Source organism: Peribacillus sp. NPDC101481 (assembly GCF_044767165.1).
Lineage (GTDB): Bacteria > Bacillota > Bacilli > Bacillales > DSM-1321 > Peribacillus.
In genome coordinates this window covers 87,082-103,110 of record NZ_JBIWNJ010000004.1, presented here as the reverse complement: position 1 = coordinate 103,110, position 16,029 = coordinate 87,082, and the positions used below count along the sequence as shown (strand labels likewise).

Below are 16,029 nucleotides of genomic sequence, written 5' to 3'. Positions count from 1 at the left end.
ACCAAACCGGGATGAAAAATTCATACATGACGGAAAAGTTCCGATAATATATATTAGCTTACACTATTTTGATATAAAATTTAATGCAGTTGCCTGATATATTTGAGCAACTGTGCGCAGACAGCCGAACAATGATATGTTCATAAAACAGATAAAGCCTTGAATTCATAGTGAGTTCAAGGCTTTATTTCCTTTAGCTATATTTTTTCCGAGAATTATATAGTATTACCAAAAGTATGAACCAGATTGGGGTTAAGAGCAGTGATAGTCGTGTAGCTTCAGCGAATAGCATAACAATAAGGATGAACAGGAATAATCCTAATATGGCGTAATTGACAAAGGGTGTAAAAGGAGCCTTGAAAGTCGATTTCGCTCTTAGGTCAGGCCTTGTTTTCGAATATTTGATATGGGAAATCAAGATAATGCTCCATACCCATATGAAACAGATGGCACTGATGGTCGTCACGACGGTAAATGCCTGTTCAGGTATCAGTTTGCTTAATAAAGCCCCTATTGATACAACGATTGTGGATGTTAATAAGGCATTGCTCGGAACAGCCTGTTTATTTAATTTTTCCAGTTTAGCAGGGGCTTCGCCATTCCTGCTTAACGTATAAAGTATTCGGCTCGTTGAAAATAAACCGCTGTTGCATGCAGAAGCAGCGGATGTCAAAACGACGAAGTTGATGATCCCTGCAGCGACAGGAATGCCGATTAACGCAAAGACCTCTACAAATGGGCTGCTCGTGGCATCCAGTTGTGTCCATGGGTTGACGCAGAGAATGACGAATAGTGCACCAACATAGAAAAGTAAAATCCGGACAGGGATTTTATTGATGGCAGATGGAATGTTCTTTCTCGGGTTTGCCGTTTCTGCTGCGGAAACCCCGACCAATTCGACACCGACAAATGAGAAGACGACCAGCTGTAAAGATAATAGGAATCCAGAAATGCCATTAGGGAACATGCCCCCATGATTCCATAGGTTCGTTAGGGAAACCGTTCCGCTATTGGTATTGAAGCCGATGATCAAAAGGATGATCCCCACGACGATCAAGGCGATGATCGTGATTACTTTAATGATGGCAAACCAGAATTCCAATTCACCAAATAACTTAACGGTCAAAAGGTTCAATCCTAACAGAATGACTAGGCATATTAGAGCCGGAATCCATTGAGGGATATCGAACCAATATTGCATATAGACGCCGACAGCTATGATATCGGCCATTGCGGTCATGATCCAACAGAACCAATATGTCCACCCTGTCACGAAGCCGGCCCATGGACCGACATATTCGGTTGCAAATTCAGTGAATGATGTATACCCTGCATTGGATAAGAGCAATTCCCCTAGTGCCCTCATCACAAAAAACAAGGCAATCCCTATTATCAGATAGGAAAATAAAATGGAAGGTCCTGCTAATTGTATGGCTTTTCCGGAACCTAAAAATAATCCGGTGCCAATGGTTCCTCCTATTGCGATCAGTTGTACATGTCTATTTTTTAAATCTCTTTTTAATTCTTGTTTTGCCAATTCTTACTCCCCCGTCTTTTTATAGTCTTGGTAGTGAATGAATTTACCTGAATGGTCTTGGAGAGAGGGACTGATTTTTTCGTCCAGCTTGCCTTTCCCATTGGTTTTAAAGCTGTTGTTTTTAGTCCAACCACAAAATGGACAATAAAAAAAGAGATTGGATAATACCAATCTCTTAAAGGGTTCAGAATAACAATTTTATCATTCGTTACTCTTCTGTCCTTTTGCCTGAGATTGTGAATCCTTCGGCGCTGCAACTTGTACAGTCTCTCCAGAAGCTGCTCCTGCTATAGTGTCATCCATAGCATTCATCGCTTGCTTGTATGCGGTTGTGAATAAATGTTGTCAGTGATAATCTACCACTGCTGAATCATTCATTATGCTTATAAAATAATATTGGAATTCTATCATCTATTTTTCGGAAGGTCAACAAGTTTTTTTTGAAGTGAAAACGGCAATAGCTGTAGTTTTATAGTGGTCTTAATTTTTATTAAGGTACTTGAAAAATTTGTTTTTTGGATGATCACTATTATGAAATATTGAACATCATTTTTTTGAAATGATATTTTTAGATAAGGGAAATTGCCAAGATATATTTGGTAACTGTTTATTTCAAAAATACAATTGTATTTTTACAGAATATTTACTATTATAAGATAAGAAAACATAATTGAAGTGTTATTGATATTTTTTTCGATAAAGCATTTCTAACCGCAATAATTAATAGAGAGTCGTTCGTGTTAAGGATGGAAAAGCATTACCGATATTGCATCTGGGGGAGTTAAACATGTCGAACAAGGAATTAAAGAGAGGGCTGGAAGCACGTCACATTCAAATGATAGCTTTGGGCGGAACCATCGGTGTCGGGTTATTCATGGGATCGGCGAGCACGATCAAATGGACCGGGCCCTCTGTAATGCTTGCTTATGCCATCGCAGGTATTTTTATATTTTTCATCATGCGTTCCATGGGTGAGATGCTCTATTTAGAACCGACTACAGGTTCTTTTGCAACCTTTGCGAGCAGCTATATACATCCTTTGGCAGGTTATATGACTGCTTGGAGCAATTGGTTTCAATGGGTAATCGTCGGAATGTCCGAAATCATCGCGGTTGGGTTGTATATGCAATATTGGTTCCCGGATTTACCGGCTTGGATACCAGGTGTGGTCGCCATGATCATCTTGGGGGCGGCCAACCTCATTTCAGTTAAATCCTTCGGGGAATTTGAATTCTGGTTTGCACTTATAAAAATCATAACGATCATATTGATGATCGTTGCCGGCCTAGGCCTTATCTTCTTTGGAATAGGGAATGGCGGGGATGCGATTGGATTATCGAATCTATGGGAAAATGGCGGCTTCTTTACGGGAGGCTGGACAGGATTCTTCTTTGCGCTTTCCCTTGTCGTGGCATCCTATCAAGGCGTTGAGCTTATCGGCATCACAGCCGGAGAAGCGAAAGATCCAAGGAAGACCGTAACAAAAGCTATCCAATCAATCATATGGCGTATATTAATTTTCTATATTGGTGCCATATTTGTCATCGTGACAGTCTTCCCTTGGGATCAACTGGATGACTTAGGAAGCCCATTCGTTTCAACCTTTGCTAAAATAGGTATCACAGCAGCAGCAGGAATCATCAACTTTGTCGTAATCACAGCGGCAATGTCTGGATGCAACAGTGGGATTTTCAGTGCAGGGCGTATGCTTTACACACTTGCATTGAATGGCCAAGCTCCAAAAGTCTTTGCTAAAGTATCTAAAAATGGAGTGCCGGCATATTGTACGATCGCTGTACTATTAGGATTGGGCATCGGGGTTATCCTGAATTACCTTGCACCGCCGCAATTATTCCTTTATGTGTACAGTGCGAGTGTATTACCCGGGATGATTCCATGGTTTGTCTTACTTATCAGTGAGCTTAAATTCAGAAAGGTAAATGCCGCTGAAATGGAGAAACATCCGTTCAAGATGCCGTTGGCCCCTTACAGTAACTATGCGACAATTGCCTTCTTACTGATGGTGTTGGTCGGTATGTGGATCAATCCTAGTACCCGGATTTCCTTGGTTGTCGGGATCGTTTTCCTAGCCTTGGTCGTAGCAAGTTATTACATGCTGAAAATGGATAAACGAACACCATTGGATGTTAAATCCGATGATGAAATTTCTGGATAAGAAACTCTATCGGAAAGCCCTTCTCTTAATTCGAGAAGGGCTTTTTTGTCTTTGGTGATTGTTGGAATTCAGGAGTAAAATGGCGAAATTCGAGTAAACCAGCGAAATTCACGAGTAAAACGGCAAAACTTACGAGTAAAGTGGTGGAATTCACGAGTAAAATGGCGAAACTCACGAGTAAATCAGCGAATCTCACGAGTAAAGCTAATTAGTCCCCGTAACAAGGGATGCCAGCAGTGGGACGCTTATGGAATGTGTCTTCCTGACAGACTTTTTCATAGGATGTAACATCATCTTTACCCGAGGGAGGGGGTATATTTTGGAAAGAACAAAGCTTACCGGGCGGGTCGTTACACCTAATGATGCTGAGTATGAGCAGGCCAGGATAAATAATAACTTAAGTTTTTCTAAATTTCCAAAGGTCATTGTGTTTTGTCAGAATTCCAATGATGTATTGAATTCATTGAAGTGGGCCCGGGAAAATCATACACCTTTCCGGGTTAGGAGCGGCAGGCATAGTTATGAAAATTTTTCATTAGTGAATGGCGGTCTAATCATTGATATAAGTGAAATGTACAATATCAAGGTCAACCGTGAAAAAATGATTGCAAAAATCGAAGCCGGAGCTGATTTAGGTCAAGTATATAATACGCTATGGAAGTATGGCACGACGCTTCCGGCTGGAACCGAAAGCGGTGTTGGTCTTGTAGGCCTTACGCTCGGCGGTGGAATAGGCATGTTATCGAGACGCTTTGGACTTACTTGTGACAATTTGCTTGAAATAGAAATGGTAAGGGCGTGCGGAAAGAGGGGCGCCAAACTTATTAAAGCAAATAGGAAAATTAATAGTGATTTATTTTGGGCATGCTGCGGGGGTGGAGGGGGAAACTTTGGCATAGTCACTTCTCTTACCTTTCGGGTACACCCCGTATCAAGGGTATCGATTTTCTCCGTCACATGGGGATGGGAAGATTTTGAAGCGGTGTTTGAAGCCTGGCAGGATTGGGCCCCTCAAGTTGAAGAGTGTTTAACTTCAGAAATCGAATTCAAGTCAAAGGAAGTAAACCAAATTATCGCTCAAGGTGAATTTGTTGGGCCATCATATAGGTTGCAGCAGCTTCTAAAGCCTTTGACGAGAGCGGGTTTTCCAACAAATACCATGATAAAGGAAGTCCCGTACATTGATGCTGTGCAATTCTTTAATGATCCAAGTGGAAATCGACCGGCCCATCGCAAGCGGTCGGGGTCCTTCATTGAAAAACCTTTTCAACGGCAAGCAATCTTGACGATGAAGCATTTTCTGGAAAACGCTCCAAATGAAAATGCAGCCATTTGGCACCAATCCCTAGGAGGGGCAGTTGGCCGTGTGTCCCCAAATGAAACGGCTTTTTATTATCGGGATGCCATCATCGCCCAGGAGTATCTGGCTACATGGACGAATCCAGAAGAAGAGCGGCAAAACATCCAGTGGATCAAAGAACTTAAATGCGCATTGTCACCATATACTACAGGTGACTACGTGAATTGGCCGGATATCCTCATCGAAGATTGGCCAACTGCGTACTATGGAGAAAATTTCAAGCGGCTTCGGGAAGTTAAAACGAGATATGATCCATGCAATACGTTTAAATTCCCTCAAAGTATACCGCCTTTTAAGAAGTGGGTCTGAAAAAGCTTGGATGAACCAAAAACATTCGTTATTAAAAGGCCTATTCCTCAATTGGGATAGGCCTCTTTTATTTTCATTTTATCATTCTGCTTGCTGAGCTTGAACTGCACTGTAAACCTGATTTACGGAAGACTGGGCTTGTGCGATTTCTTGAGCTGCTTGTTTAATGGCTTCTTGTGCCAAAGTTGGATCAGAGGAAGATTTTTCAATTGCTTGTGAAAGTAAGGTTTGTGTTAGGGTAACGTTTGCCTTTGCTTGGTTTAATTGATTGATATCAATTTGTTGTTGAGGCATGTAGCTTCTCTCCTTATGTCATTATTGGAATTACTCCATTAGGATGACCTTTCTTTTCTTTTTTATAAGGAGAAAAAATATATGACGCAGACAGGATGGGCAGCTTGGGGAAATTTTGAAACAAGCAAAAAAGCCATTTAAATAAACGATGCCAAATTTATGGACAATACAAATTCATGAAAAAGGTACACCCTTAGGATTGAAAACGGGCAGAAAGAGAATGAATTTATTAGTTTTATTTAATATACGTTCCTAATATCATGTTGTATGAGATCGCAATAAAGATATCGTGACTTGTTGGTTGTTAGTTAATTAAATTACACTTTACTTATTGGTTTTATAAGATTAAAATCGGAGAAAGAATAATTATAAGATATGAGCTGATTGGACAACCAAAAGCTCCTGAACGCGATAAGCGAACAGGAGCTTTTTGCGTTCATTTTGGTAAAAGGAGTTGGCAAGATGAATATTGATCATATTGAGGCATTTATGTATGTTGTTCACCTTAATAGTTTTCATAAAGCCGCAGAGGCAATGTTTTTATCACAACCGACGGTTTCGGCAAGAATTAAGACGCTTGAGAGTGAACTCGATTCAGTACTATTTGAGAGGCAAGGGAGAGGGATAATTTTAACCGAAAAAGGGAAAGCCTTCATTCCATTTGCGGATCAAATTATTCGGACCTTTCACCAGGGGAAAAAGCAGTTAAAAACAGGAAGCGAACTGGAGGAAATAACGATAGGGGCTAATATCATTACATCGCAATACTTTATTCCATATGCTCTTCCTCTATGGAAAAAGGAAAACCCCAATTTACGCTTTAAATTTATTTCAGCAACAAATGATGTATTAGTGGAAAAATTGCTTCAGAAACAGGTTGATATAGCATTTATGAAGGATGTTACACATAGTGGTTTGCAAAATTACAAGACCCTTGATAATTCGATTCGTTTAGTCGTGTATCCAGGACATCCATTTCAACTTCAAACTGAGCTAACAGTACAGGAATTAGCAATGGAGCCGTTGGTATTTTTTGAGTGTGGTGCATTTGACTGGAACCACGTTCATAAAATTTTTGAAGTATCTAATGTAGAGCCGCGCATTGAGTTTCAGGTTGATCACCTGGAAGTGGCGAAGTCGCTAATTCTTAGCAGAAGCTGTATCGGATTTTTACCGTACTTATGTATTAAAAAAGAGTTGGAACAGGGCACTCTGGTTGAAGTGGATGTGTCACATTTAATCAAGATAAAGCAGCATATCTATCTAACGCATTTAAATCACGGGTTGGAATCACCCTTACTATGGAAAGACATTCTTTTATCAATTCGGAAATTTGAGAAAAACCATCAGCAATTACAGGTACAATCGAATTGATAGATATTTTCTATCAATACAATATTTTTTTCTATTAGTAAAACCATTGCCATTAGCATGTTTTAGGTGATAGGATATGTCAAAATATAATTATTCGCATAAGTAAACTTTGAATTAAAACGGAGGAGAGAATATGAGTTATAAGCTTGGCATTTTAGACCAGAGCCCGATATTTCCAGGAGCTTCAGCATTTGATGCACTACAGCAAACCATTAATCTGGCTAGACATGCAGAAGAGTGGGGTTATACTCGTTTCTGGGTATCGGAACATCATCATGCCGAACAGTTAGCGGGGTCCTCCCCGGAAGTATTGATTTCTTATTTATTAGCCCAAACAAAATCGATTCGGGTAGGGTCCGGAGGTGTTATGCTTCAGCATTATAGTCCATATAAAGTGGCGGAAAACTTTCACGTGTTATCAAATCTTTCGCCAGGCAGGGTAGACCTTGGCATCGGAAAGGCACCAGGTGGTCTCCCCTTATCAACGAAGGCACTACAGTTTGGAACTGTGAATGATGGAAAAGATTTCGAAGAGCGGCTATCTTTCTTGCAAGAAATAATCGAAAATTCAGTTAATGAAACTCACCCGCTTGCAGGCATTCAAGCGACACCACTCCCTTCAAAAAAGCCAAAGATGTTTCTGCTTGGTGCAAGTGCTGACAGTGCCAGGCTAGCAGCCGATATTGGTATAGCTTATGTATTTGCCCGATTTATCAATAGTAATGAGACTGTACTCGAAGATGCTTCACGCATTTACCAAAGTAACTTTCCAACTGGGAGCTTTAAGGTATCGGTTTCAGTGATTGCTGCTCCTTCACAACAAGAAGCAGAACAGTTAACAGGTGATCAGAAGATTGTGAAAGTACATCTTAAAAGCGGTCGTTCTGTTACGGTCCAAACACTGGTGCAAGCAGAGTTATTTGGGAAACAATCTGGGGAGTCTTACGAAATTGAAGAACAGGATTCCAATATTATTGCCGGAACTCCCTCATATGTAAAAGAGGTATTAACAAATTTACATGAAAAATATGGGGTAGATGAGTTCATCCTACATTCGCCGATTTTAAAGGAAGCAGAAAGGTTAAGATCTTTCCGATTGTTGAGTCCACTTCAATTAGCCTTATCTGAACAGAAACACGTTACGAGCCAAAATTAAAAAGTCTTCAGTAAATAGGCAAGATGCTAGATATCAGCAAAGCTAAATACCGATTAATTAAAGGAGGAGTATCGATGTCTGAGCAGAGAAAGTTGAAATTTGGAGCGCTTATTCACGGAGTTGGAGGGAGTATATCTGGTTGGAGACATCCTGATATTCAGGCAGATGCCAGTGTTAGTCTTGAATTTTATAAGGAGCAGGCCCAGAAGGCTGAAGAGGGAATGTTCGATTTACTTTTCATTGCTGACGGATTGTTTATCAATGAGAAGTCAATTCCGCATTTTTTAAATCGTTTTGAACCACTTACCATTTTATCCGCACTCGCTGCTTTCACATCAAGAATAGGGCTAGTCGGAACAGTTTCCACCTCATACAGTGAGCCATTTACTGTCGCCCGGCAATTTGCTTCACTTGATCACATTAGTCAAGGTCGTGGCGGATGGAACCTTGTTACTACTCCTCTTGAGAGTACGGCCTTGAACTATAACAAAACGATTGAAGAACACCCTGATCATGCCAAACGCTATCGGATAGCATCAGAATATATACAAGTTACCAAAGGACTTTGGGATTCATGGGAGGATGACGCGTTTACTCGGGATAAAAAATCCGGTGAGTTTTTTGATCCTTCTAAAATGCATCAATTAAAACATAAAGGAGAATTTTTCTCGGTGCAAGGACCACTCAACATTGCTAGATCTAAACAGGGGAGACCTGTCGTTTTTCAAGCAGGTTCATCAGAAGCTGGAAAAAATCTTGCGGCTAAAGAAGCGGATGCAATCTTTACAGGTCAACCAACTTTGGAAGATGCCAAGATATTTTATCATGATGTAAAAAACAGGGCTATTGCATTCGGGAGACACCCTGATGAAATTGTTATTTTGCCGGGTATCGCGCCAATCATTGGTGCAACTGTGGAAGAGGCAGAGCACAAATATCAAGAACTTGCTAACCTGGTTTCTATAGATAAGGCGCTTGACTATTTGGGACGATACTTCGATCATCATGATTTTTCCCAATATGAACTGGATGCACCTTTCCCTGATCTTGGAGACATCGGAAAAAACAGTTTCCGAAGTACAACTGATCGAATTAAACAGGAAGCCAAGGAGAAACTGTTAACGCTCCGTCAGGTAGCACTTAAAGAGACTACCCCCCGGACTACTTTTATTGGAACTCCAGAGAAAGTGGCGGATTTGATTCAGCAATGGTTCGAAGAGAAGGGCGCGGACGGATTTATCTTTGCTTCAAGTGTTCCAAATGCTTTAAGTGACTTTGTATCTTATGTGATTCCTATCCTGCAAAAAAGGGGAATATATCGTACTGAATATGAAGCAGAAACATTAAGAGGCAACTTGGGGCTTCCATTCCCGGAAAATCGTTATGCGAAGGAAAGCATTAATCAATAATTGAAGAATTATTTTAAAAATTGAAGGAGGAATAAGAAATGGGAGAAGCGTTATCTGTCGTCGTTTGGTCAAAACAAGGATGTCACTATTGCGAAGAGGTTAAACAATACTTAAAAGAAAAGGAGATCTCTTATCAAACGGTGGATGTTACCAATCATGATGAACGGCGAGATATTTTAGAAATCAAATATGGTGTTCGGTATGTGCCAATTATTGAAATTGGGAGAGGCAACGTATATGAGAGTGTTACGGAAATTGGCATACCTTATCTTGAAAAAGTACTCGAACGCTTACAATAACAAAATTTAACGGACTTAAAAAGATGACTAAGAACATTATGAAATAGAGCTAGAGCGAGTGATTTAATGGGAAATTGCAGATATTAATCCGACTATTCTTGTGTAAATAATATGTTATAGAAATGGGGAGTTAGTCATGACACAGCTAATCCGTCTTGCTACTGTAAAGGATGCTCCAGAAGTGCTAAACGTCACACTTCGGGCTTATGAACCAATTAGAGAATTGAATATTAACTTTCTGGCTGCGACAGCTGATTTGCAGCTAGTGACGAATAATATTAGGCGGAATCTCACTTATGTTTTAGAACAGGAGGGTCAAATTGTTTCCACTGTGACAGTTCGTCATCCATGGAATGATCCTGATCATTTCAGTCCGTACCCATTCATTTGGTGGTTTGCAGTCGACCCCCTATACAAACAAAAAGGTTTTGGCTCAACTTTGTTAACCTGGGTGGAAGAAAATGCACTTCGGGAACAGGTGAAAGCGCCGGCCGTCTATTTGGCGACAGCTGATCGTCATCCTTGGCTTGTTTCCATTTATGAAAGAAGAGGCTATGAGATTTTTGCTGAACGAGATCACGATGGAGAAAAAATTGTGTATCTTCGTAAAATTCTAGATGAAACGCTGTATCGCATTATTGAAAAAAAAGAACCAATTGTTAGTAATTAAAAACGTCGGGGGAATTTGAGATGAAAAAAACATTATTAATTGTTATGGCACTGCTACTTACTTTTTTGGGAGCTTGCTCTTCGAAAGAAACAACGAGTACTGCTAAATCAAGTTCTGGAGGTTCAAAAAATAAAAAAGTTCAGAAAATCATTGTCGGAACAGGGACGCAATTCCCGAATATTTGCTTTTTGGATAGTAATGGTAAGCTGACAGGTTATGATGTCGAGTTGGTTCGGCAAATCGATGAAAAGCTGCCTGAATATGAATTTGAATTTAAAACGATGGAATTTTCTAATCTATTATTAAGTTTAGAAACGAACAAAATAGATTTTGTAGCTCACCAAATGGAGGTGAATGATGAACGAAAAGAAAAATTTCTATTTAATAAAGAACCATATAATGTCTTTCCCCTTCAAGTTACAGTTCATCAGGACAACAATGATATTCACTCCATTAAAGATCTAAAAGGAAAAAAAGCGATAGTGAGTGCAACGAGCAATTCTGCTGTATTTCTTGAAAAGTATAATAAAGAAAATAATGCCGGTATTGAAATTGTCTATTCTGGCCAAGGCGTAGATGATACGAAGAATCAAATCAAAACTGGTCGGGCGGATGCTACCATTACTACACCATTTGCAGTCGACTTCTTAAATAAACAAGCAGATGCACAGCAAAAGGTTGTGGGTGAGCCACTTCTTAATTCAAAAGTATACTTTTTGCTAAGAAAAGACGAAACGCCTTTACAGAAGAGAATTGATGAAGCACTTGTGGAGCTGAAAAAAGATGGGGTAGTTAGCGAACTAAGTAAAAAGTGGCTGGGTGCAGACTATTCAGTAGGATTTTAATTAGATAGTAGTAAGCGTGGAGGTGCTAAAGCATGGGGAAAGCATTTGATCCTTCATTAATCGTCGATTTCATTCCGACGTTAATATATTATCTTGGAGTAACATTGCAAATTCTGGCGGCATCCGTTTTATTAGGAATGGTCATCGGGATAGCGGCAGCCATCCTGAGATTATTTCGTATCCCTGTTTTGAATCAATTTGTCATTTTGTATATTTCATTCATTCGGGGAACGCCTATTTTAATACAATTGTTTCTAGTTTTTTATGGACTGCCTGCAATCCTTTTATTCATTAATATTGATATTTCAAGAATGGATGCTCTGTATTTTGTCATTATTACTTATGCATTAAGTAATGGGGCGCATTTCGCAGAAATATTCCGTGGAGCGATTAAGGCTGTCGATTATGGGCAAACGGAAGCAGCCTATTCTGTTGGTATGAATAATAGTCAAAGTTTTTTTCGAATTGTGCTTCCCCAGGCAATACGGATTGCTTTTCCGAATATCGCAAACTCTATTATCGGATCCTTGAAGGATACCTCACTTGCCTTTACCATCGGCGTAATGGATATGATGGGTAGGGGAGAGACATTAATTGCTGCAACTGCACATGCTCTCGAAGTCTATCTCTCATTAGCTGTTATCTATTATGCAGTCGTGCTATTGTTTGAGAAAATATTCAGACTTTATGAAAACCGCATTAATCGGCATCAAACTGTTGATGTGTCTGTTACTGGATAACAAAGGGAGGAGGGAAGGACTTGACGATTGATATTCTATTTATTGGGACTGCTTTTAAGGAGATTATTAAAGCACTTCCGATCACACTTATCTTAACGATGCTTCCTCTTCTTGCAGGTTTTATTATCGGTCTCGCTGTTGCCTTGATTAGGATATATAAAGTGAAATTTCTATGTAGAGTTGCAAATGGTTATGTTTCCTTCTTTAGAGGAACACCGATTATCATGCACATAATGCTCATTTATTTCGGTTTTCCATTATTAATCGATCAAATTTCTAAGAAATTTGATTTGGGTATACAATCTAATTCCATTCCGATTATTTTATTTGTCTTAACCGCCTTATCGTTGAGTGCGGGTGCTTATTTATCAGAAATATTCAGATCGGGAATTATCAGTGTCTCCAATGGCCAAATGGAGGCAGCCTATTCCGTGGGTATGAATTCGTTTCAAGCCATGACGCGAATTGTTTTGCCACAGGCCATTGCTCAGTCCATCCCGAATTTCACGAATATTTTCATTGGATTTCTGCATACGTCATCGGTTGCATTCATTGTATCGCAAAAAGAAATGACAGGAGCAGCCAATATTGTTGCATCCACCAATTTGAAATTTTTGGAGTCTTTTATTGCTGCTGGTTTAATTTATTGGGGTCTCACAATCATTGCAGAGGGGCTTTCGTTTTTAATTGAGAAAAAGGCCACTGCCTATAATCGAGGAGGAGTACAATGATTTATTTAAAAGATATAAAAAAATCATTTAACCAGCAGCCAGTTTTAAAAGGAATTAATTTGAAAATAGGCAAGGGAGAAGTAGTTACCATTCTTGGACCAAGTGGATCTGGGAAAACCACCCTGCTTAGATGCTTGAATTTTCTGGAGAAACCAGATGAGGGAATCGTTCAAGTAGGAGATATACAGGTGAAGTCTAAGAAGGCGACTAAAAGGGAAATCTTGTCCCTTAGAAGACAATCGGCGATGGTTTTTCAGCATTATAACTTATTTGCTCATAAAACTGTTTTGGAAAATGTAATGGAAGGGTTAATTGTTACAAAAAAATATAAGAAAGCTGATGCAATTCGGGAAAGCAAGCTGTTATTGGAAAAAGTAGGTTTGGGAGATAAGCATAACTATTTCCCTTCGCAATTATCAGGAGGTCAACAGCAACGTGTTGGAATTGCCAGGGCACTTGCTTTAAATCCGGAGGTCATTCTATTTGACGAGCCAACGTCGGCACTCGACCCTGAGTTGGTTGGGGAGGTGCTTTCTGTCATAAAAGCAATTGCACAGGAGGGCATCACGATGGTGATTGTAACCCATGAAATGAGTTTTGCTAAAGAGATATCGGATCGCATTCTTTTCATGGATGGCGGGGTCATTGTTGAAGAAGGGTCACCATTGGAGATTTTCAATGCTCCAAAGGAAGAACGAACACGACAATTTTTAAACCGGATATCAAGAGATTATTCCTTATCGTTATTAAAAGAAAAGGCCAATTAAAGAAAGGGGCCAAGGAGGACGTATGATTAATACAATCGTAGTCGATGAATTGATTGAAGAAGATAAAGAGACGGTGCGCCGTTTATTGGTAGAAAGTTATCAACAATATGAACATGAATATTCGAACCCGGAAGCTTGGGAGGGATATTTAAAAAATATTCAATCTTCCGTGGATAATCCACATGTTGATAAGGTGTTGGTTGCAAAGTGCAATCAGGATATCCTTGGTACATTACAGCTTTTTCAGTCATCTGAAAAAGCATATGAAAAGCCGGAACTTGGGATCCTTTCACCAATCATTCGGTTGTTGGCCGTTCATCCCGAATCAAGGGGACGCGGTATCGCACAGGAATTATTAAAAGCAAGTGTAATTTATGCAAAATCGCAAGGTGCGTCCAGTTTGTATTTACATTCTACTGATAAGATGCATAAAGCCATAAAACTATACGAATGGTTTGGCTTTAAACGGGATCGAACGAAAGAATTTCAAAATCATGATATTTTAGTAAAATGCTATCGCTTAGATTTATAGAAGGAGGCGTCTGTATGAGTCGAGAGCTGGAAAAGCGCTTAATATCGATAAGGCGCCATTTACATCAATATCCGGAGTTATCAAATGAAGAATTTGAAACGACAAAATCAATTCAAAATTGGCTCGAGGAAGAGGGCATTGAAATACGAAATACAGGATTGAAAACAGGTGTTTTTGCAGATATAAAGGGTGGCAAAACCGGACCGACAGTAGCCATAAGGGCGGATATCGATGCGCTTCCGATTGAGGAACAAACTGGGCTTCCGTTTGCTTCGAAAGTAAAAGGAGTGATGCATGCGTGCGGCCATGATTTTCATACGGCAGCTGTAATAGGAGCTGCCTACCTTTTAAAAGAATGTCAATCAGAGTTGTACGGGACAGTGCGATTGCTTTTTCAACCCGCAGAAGAATTAGGTGGCGGTGCGGTTCATGTGATAAAAGATGGTCAAATTGACGATGTAGCGGCTGTAATTGGCCTGCACAATAAACCCAATTTGCCTGTCGGCACCATCGGGATAAAAGAAGGTCCGTTAATGGCGGCAGTGGACCGTTTTCATATTGTGCTAAAAGGGAAGGGGAGCCACGCGGCCATCCCTCAAAACGGAAAAGATCCAATAGCGGCAGCGGCTCAGCTTATTACCGCTCTTCAAACTATCGTCAGCCGGAGTGTATCCCCATTAGATTGTGCTGTGGTGAGTGTTACGAGAATAACAGGTGGAAACACTTGGAATGTAATTCCGGGTGACGTCATATTGGAAGGAACGATTCGAACCTTTAATGCTGAAATCCGCGAAGAAGTAAAAGAAAAGTTTTATTCGATTGTGAATCATATTGCAGCTGCTTTTTCACAGGAAGCTGCGATTGGTTGGTTTCCTGGTCCCCCCGCGCTTCTTAATCATCCAGCTGTCACAGAGATGGTACGCGTGTCTGCTCGGCAGCAATCATTACACGTAATCAATCCAGAGCCTTCAATGGGTGGTGAAGATTTCGCTTATTACCTTCAACATATCCCCGGTACCTTTGCCTTTTTTGGTACAAACGGAAACGAAGACTGGCATCATCCAGCTTTTACTGTTGATGAAAAATCCATTATTAAAGCCGCTCATTTTTTATCTGAAAGTGCCAAGGATTTATTACATAAACATGGTAAGTGGTGAACATACATGGCTAAGGTGCCAGACACGATCTAAACTGGTTCGTGCATAGCACCCTAGTTGTCGTATTTCCAAATTATCGGTTCAAATTCAAGGCATGAATCCTCGCTCACAAGCAATAATCCTCAGAGAGTTTCTAGGCACAAATTAATTATTCAGATATCGGATTCTGTGGTGTGCCTTATTTATTTAAAAAATGAAAAAGACAGCCTGGGTTGGCCACCTTCTTCGATGTGTGAGGGAGGAAAATTAAAAAGTCGAACGTAAAGGTAATAGTGGGTTTAAGCAAGTTGGATTCCCGGGAGGTAAATTACAAAGCGCAACATTAGCTATAGGACTGCAGCTTTTTTGAGGAGTAGTAAAATTCGAACGTTCCCTCCAGGCACTCGCTTTTCCGCGGGGTCCGCCCCCAGCGCTCTTGTGCCTGCGGGTCTTCCTTGGACGCGTTTTTCCCGCAGAAGTCTCGTGATGCTGCTGGAAATCCCTTTGAATAGGTGAAATCATCCAAAATCAATCGAAAAAAAGGGCATCACATCGAGGGTGCTGATTCCATGAGATGATCAATAGCTGCGCTTAAAAAGCTGTTTAAACATAAGGATATAAAACTTCCTCAGGTTCAACAGCTGCCTCTTCTTGATTGCCAAGATGTTTGATTTCTTGGGTATATGTCCAATAT

General features: G+C 40.2%; 15 protein-coding genes and 1 riboswitch. Of the genes, 13 read left to right on the top strand and 2 right to left on the bottom strand.

Annotated elements, in window-relative coordinates:
* Positions 1-193 precede the first annotated feature (193 nt).
* Entirely contained in the window at positions 194-1,537 is a 1,344-nt protein-coding gene (locus tag ACIROD_RS22170) for an amino acid permease (protein WP_230177817.1), read from the bottom strand.
* A 206-nt stretch (positions 1,538-1,743) separates the two neighbouring features.
* Positions 1,744-1,822, bottom strand: a riboswitch (glycine riboswitch).
* Positions 1,823-2,324: 502 nt separating this feature from the next.
* Here ACIROD_RS22170 and ACIROD_RS22165 point away from each other — a divergent pair.
* Positions 2,325-3,713 (top strand): amino acid permease, encoded by a 1,389-nt coding sequence (locus ACIROD_RS22165; RefSeq protein WP_101224842.1) that lies wholly within the window; start codon positions 2,325-2,327, stop codon positions 3,711-3,713.
* A 319-nt stretch (positions 3,714-4,032) separates the two neighbouring features.
* A complete protein-coding gene (locus tag ACIROD_RS22160) occupies positions 4,033-5,382 on the top strand; it encodes an FAD-binding oxidoreductase (protein WP_402944354.1) in 1,350 nt (449 codons plus the stop codon).
* Positions 5,383-5,463: 81 nt separating this feature from the next.
* Here ACIROD_RS22160 and ACIROD_RS22155 read toward each other — a convergent pair whose 3' ends face one another.
* Positions 5,464-5,676 carry a hypothetical protein gene (locus ACIROD_RS22155; RefSeq protein ID WP_101224840.1) on the bottom strand — a complete coding sequence of 71 codons (213 nt, stop codon included), beginning with the start codon at positions 5,674-5,676 and terminating at the stop codon, positions 5,464-5,466.
* A 462-nt stretch (positions 5,677-6,138) separates the two neighbouring features.
* Between ACIROD_RS22155 and ACIROD_RS22150 the strand changes: the two genes are divergently transcribed.
* From ACIROD_RS22150 to ACIROD_RS22100, 11 genes are all read left to right on the top strand, one after another.
* Complete coding sequence (locus tag ACIROD_RS22150; RefSeq protein WP_402944349.1) at positions 6,139-7,050, top strand: LysR family transcriptional regulator; 912 nt, start codon at positions 6,139-6,141, stop codon at positions 7,048-7,050.
* A gap of 133 nt (positions 7,051-7,183) precedes the next feature.
* Positions 7,184-8,206: an LLM class flavin-dependent oxidoreductase gene (locus ACIROD_RS22145; protein WP_402944347.1), complete on the top strand. Its 1,023-nt coding sequence runs from the start codon at positions 7,184-7,186 to the stop codon at positions 8,204-8,206.
* A 74-nt stretch (positions 8,207-8,280) separates the two neighbouring features.
* Positions 8,281-9,615, top strand: a complete 1,335-nt coding sequence (locus ACIROD_RS22140) for an LLM class flavin-dependent oxidoreductase (protein WP_402944344.1) — start codon at positions 8,281-8,283, stop codon at positions 9,613-9,615.
* 38 nt (positions 9,616-9,653) lie between these two features.
* Positions 9,654-9,914 (top strand): glutaredoxin family protein, encoded by a 261-nt coding sequence (locus ACIROD_RS22135; protein ID WP_402944341.1) that lies wholly within the window; start codon positions 9,654-9,656, stop codon positions 9,912-9,914.
* Positions 9,915-10,050: 136 nt separating this feature from the next.
* Positions 10,051-10,584, top strand: a complete 534-nt coding sequence (locus ACIROD_RS22130) for a GNAT family N-acetyltransferase (protein WP_402944338.1) — start codon at positions 10,051-10,053, stop codon at positions 10,582-10,584.
* Between the two features lie 20 nt (positions 10,585-10,604).
* Positions 10,605-11,429: an amino acid ABC transporter substrate-binding protein gene (locus tag ACIROD_RS22125; protein ID WP_402944334.1), complete on the top strand. Its 825-nt coding sequence runs from the start codon at positions 10,605-10,607 to the stop codon at positions 11,427-11,429.
* Between the two features lie 32 nt (positions 11,430-11,461).
* Complete coding sequence (locus ACIROD_RS22120) at positions 11,462-12,169, top strand: amino acid ABC transporter permease (protein ID WP_053344404.1); 708 nt, start codon at positions 11,462-11,464, stop codon at positions 12,167-12,169.
* 20 nt (positions 12,170-12,189) lie between these two features.
* Complete coding sequence (locus ACIROD_RS22115; RefSeq protein ID WP_402944329.1) at positions 12,190-12,900, top strand: amino acid ABC transporter permease; 711 nt, start codon at positions 12,190-12,192, stop codon at positions 12,898-12,900.
* The gene (locus ACIROD_RS22110) at positions 12,897-13,667 is read left to right on the top strand and encodes an amino acid ABC transporter ATP-binding protein (protein WP_402944326.1); all 771 of its coding nucleotides are present in this window, start codon (positions 12,897-12,899) and stop codon (positions 13,665-13,667) included. Before ACIROD_RS22115 ends, ACIROD_RS22110 begins: the two co-directional genes overlap by 4 nt.
* Before the next feature lie 22 nt (positions 13,668-13,689).
* Positions 13,690-14,199, top strand: coding sequence for a GNAT family N-acetyltransferase (locus tag ACIROD_RS22105; protein ID WP_402944323.1), 510 nt, complete (start codon positions 13,690-13,692; stop codon positions 14,197-14,199).
* A gap of 14 nt (positions 14,200-14,213) precedes the next feature.
* Positions 14,214-15,356 carry an amidohydrolase gene (locus tag ACIROD_RS22100; RefSeq protein WP_402944320.1) on the top strand — a complete coding sequence of 381 codons (1,143 nt, stop codon included), beginning with the start codon at positions 14,214-14,216 and terminating at the stop codon, positions 15,354-15,356.
* The last annotated feature ends 673 nt before the right edge of the window (positions 15,357-16,029 follow it).

What these genes read in the sequence shown, in the direction of transcription:
- ACIROD_RS22135 (WP_402944341.1), top strand. Translation starts at nt 9,654, where the DNA reads ATGGGAGAAGCGTTATCTGTCGTCGTTTGGTCAAAACAAGGATGTCAC.
- ACIROD_RS22140 (WP_402944344.1), top strand. Translation starts at nt 8,281, where the DNA reads ATGTCTGAGCAGAGAAAGTTGAAATTTGGAGCGCTTATTCACGGAGTT.
- ACIROD_RS22145 (WP_402944347.1), top strand. Translation starts at nt 7,184, where the DNA reads ATGAGTTATAAGCTTGGCATTTTAGACCAGAGCCCGATATTTCCAGGA.
- ACIROD_RS22155 (WP_101224840.1), bottom strand. Translation starts at nt 5,676, where the DNA reads ATGCCTCAACAACAAATTGATATCAATCAATTAAACCAAGCAAAGGCA.
- ACIROD_RS22120 (WP_053344404.1), top strand. Translation starts at nt 11,462, where the DNA reads ATGGGGAAAGCATTTGATCCTTCATTAATCGTCGATTTCATTCCGACG.
- ACIROD_RS22110 (WP_402944326.1), top strand. Translation starts at nt 12,897, where the DNA reads ATGATTTATTTAAAAGATATAAAAAAATCATTTAACCAGCAGCCAGTT.
- ACIROD_RS22165 (WP_101224842.1), top strand. Translation starts at nt 2,325, where the DNA reads ATGTCGAACAAGGAATTAAAGAGAGGGCTGGAAGCACGTCACATTCAA.
- ACIROD_RS22150 (WP_402944349.1), top strand. Translation starts at nt 6,139, where the DNA reads ATGAATATTGATCATATTGAGGCATTTATGTATGTTGTTCACCTTAAT.
- ACIROD_RS22125 (WP_402944334.1), top strand. Translation starts at nt 10,605, where the DNA reads ATGAAAAAAACATTATTAATTGTTATGGCACTGCTACTTACTTTTTTG.
- ACIROD_RS22100 (WP_402944320.1), top strand. Translation starts at nt 14,214, where the DNA reads ATGAGTCGAGAGCTGGAAAAGCGCTTAATATCGATAAGGCGCCATTTA.
- ACIROD_RS22130 (WP_402944338.1), top strand. Translation starts at nt 10,051, where the DNA reads ATGACACAGCTAATCCGTCTTGCTACTGTAAAGGATGCTCCAGAAGTG.
- ACIROD_RS22105 (WP_402944323.1), top strand. Translation starts at nt 13,690, where the DNA reads ATGATTAATACAATCGTAGTCGATGAATTGATTGAAGAAGATAAAGAG.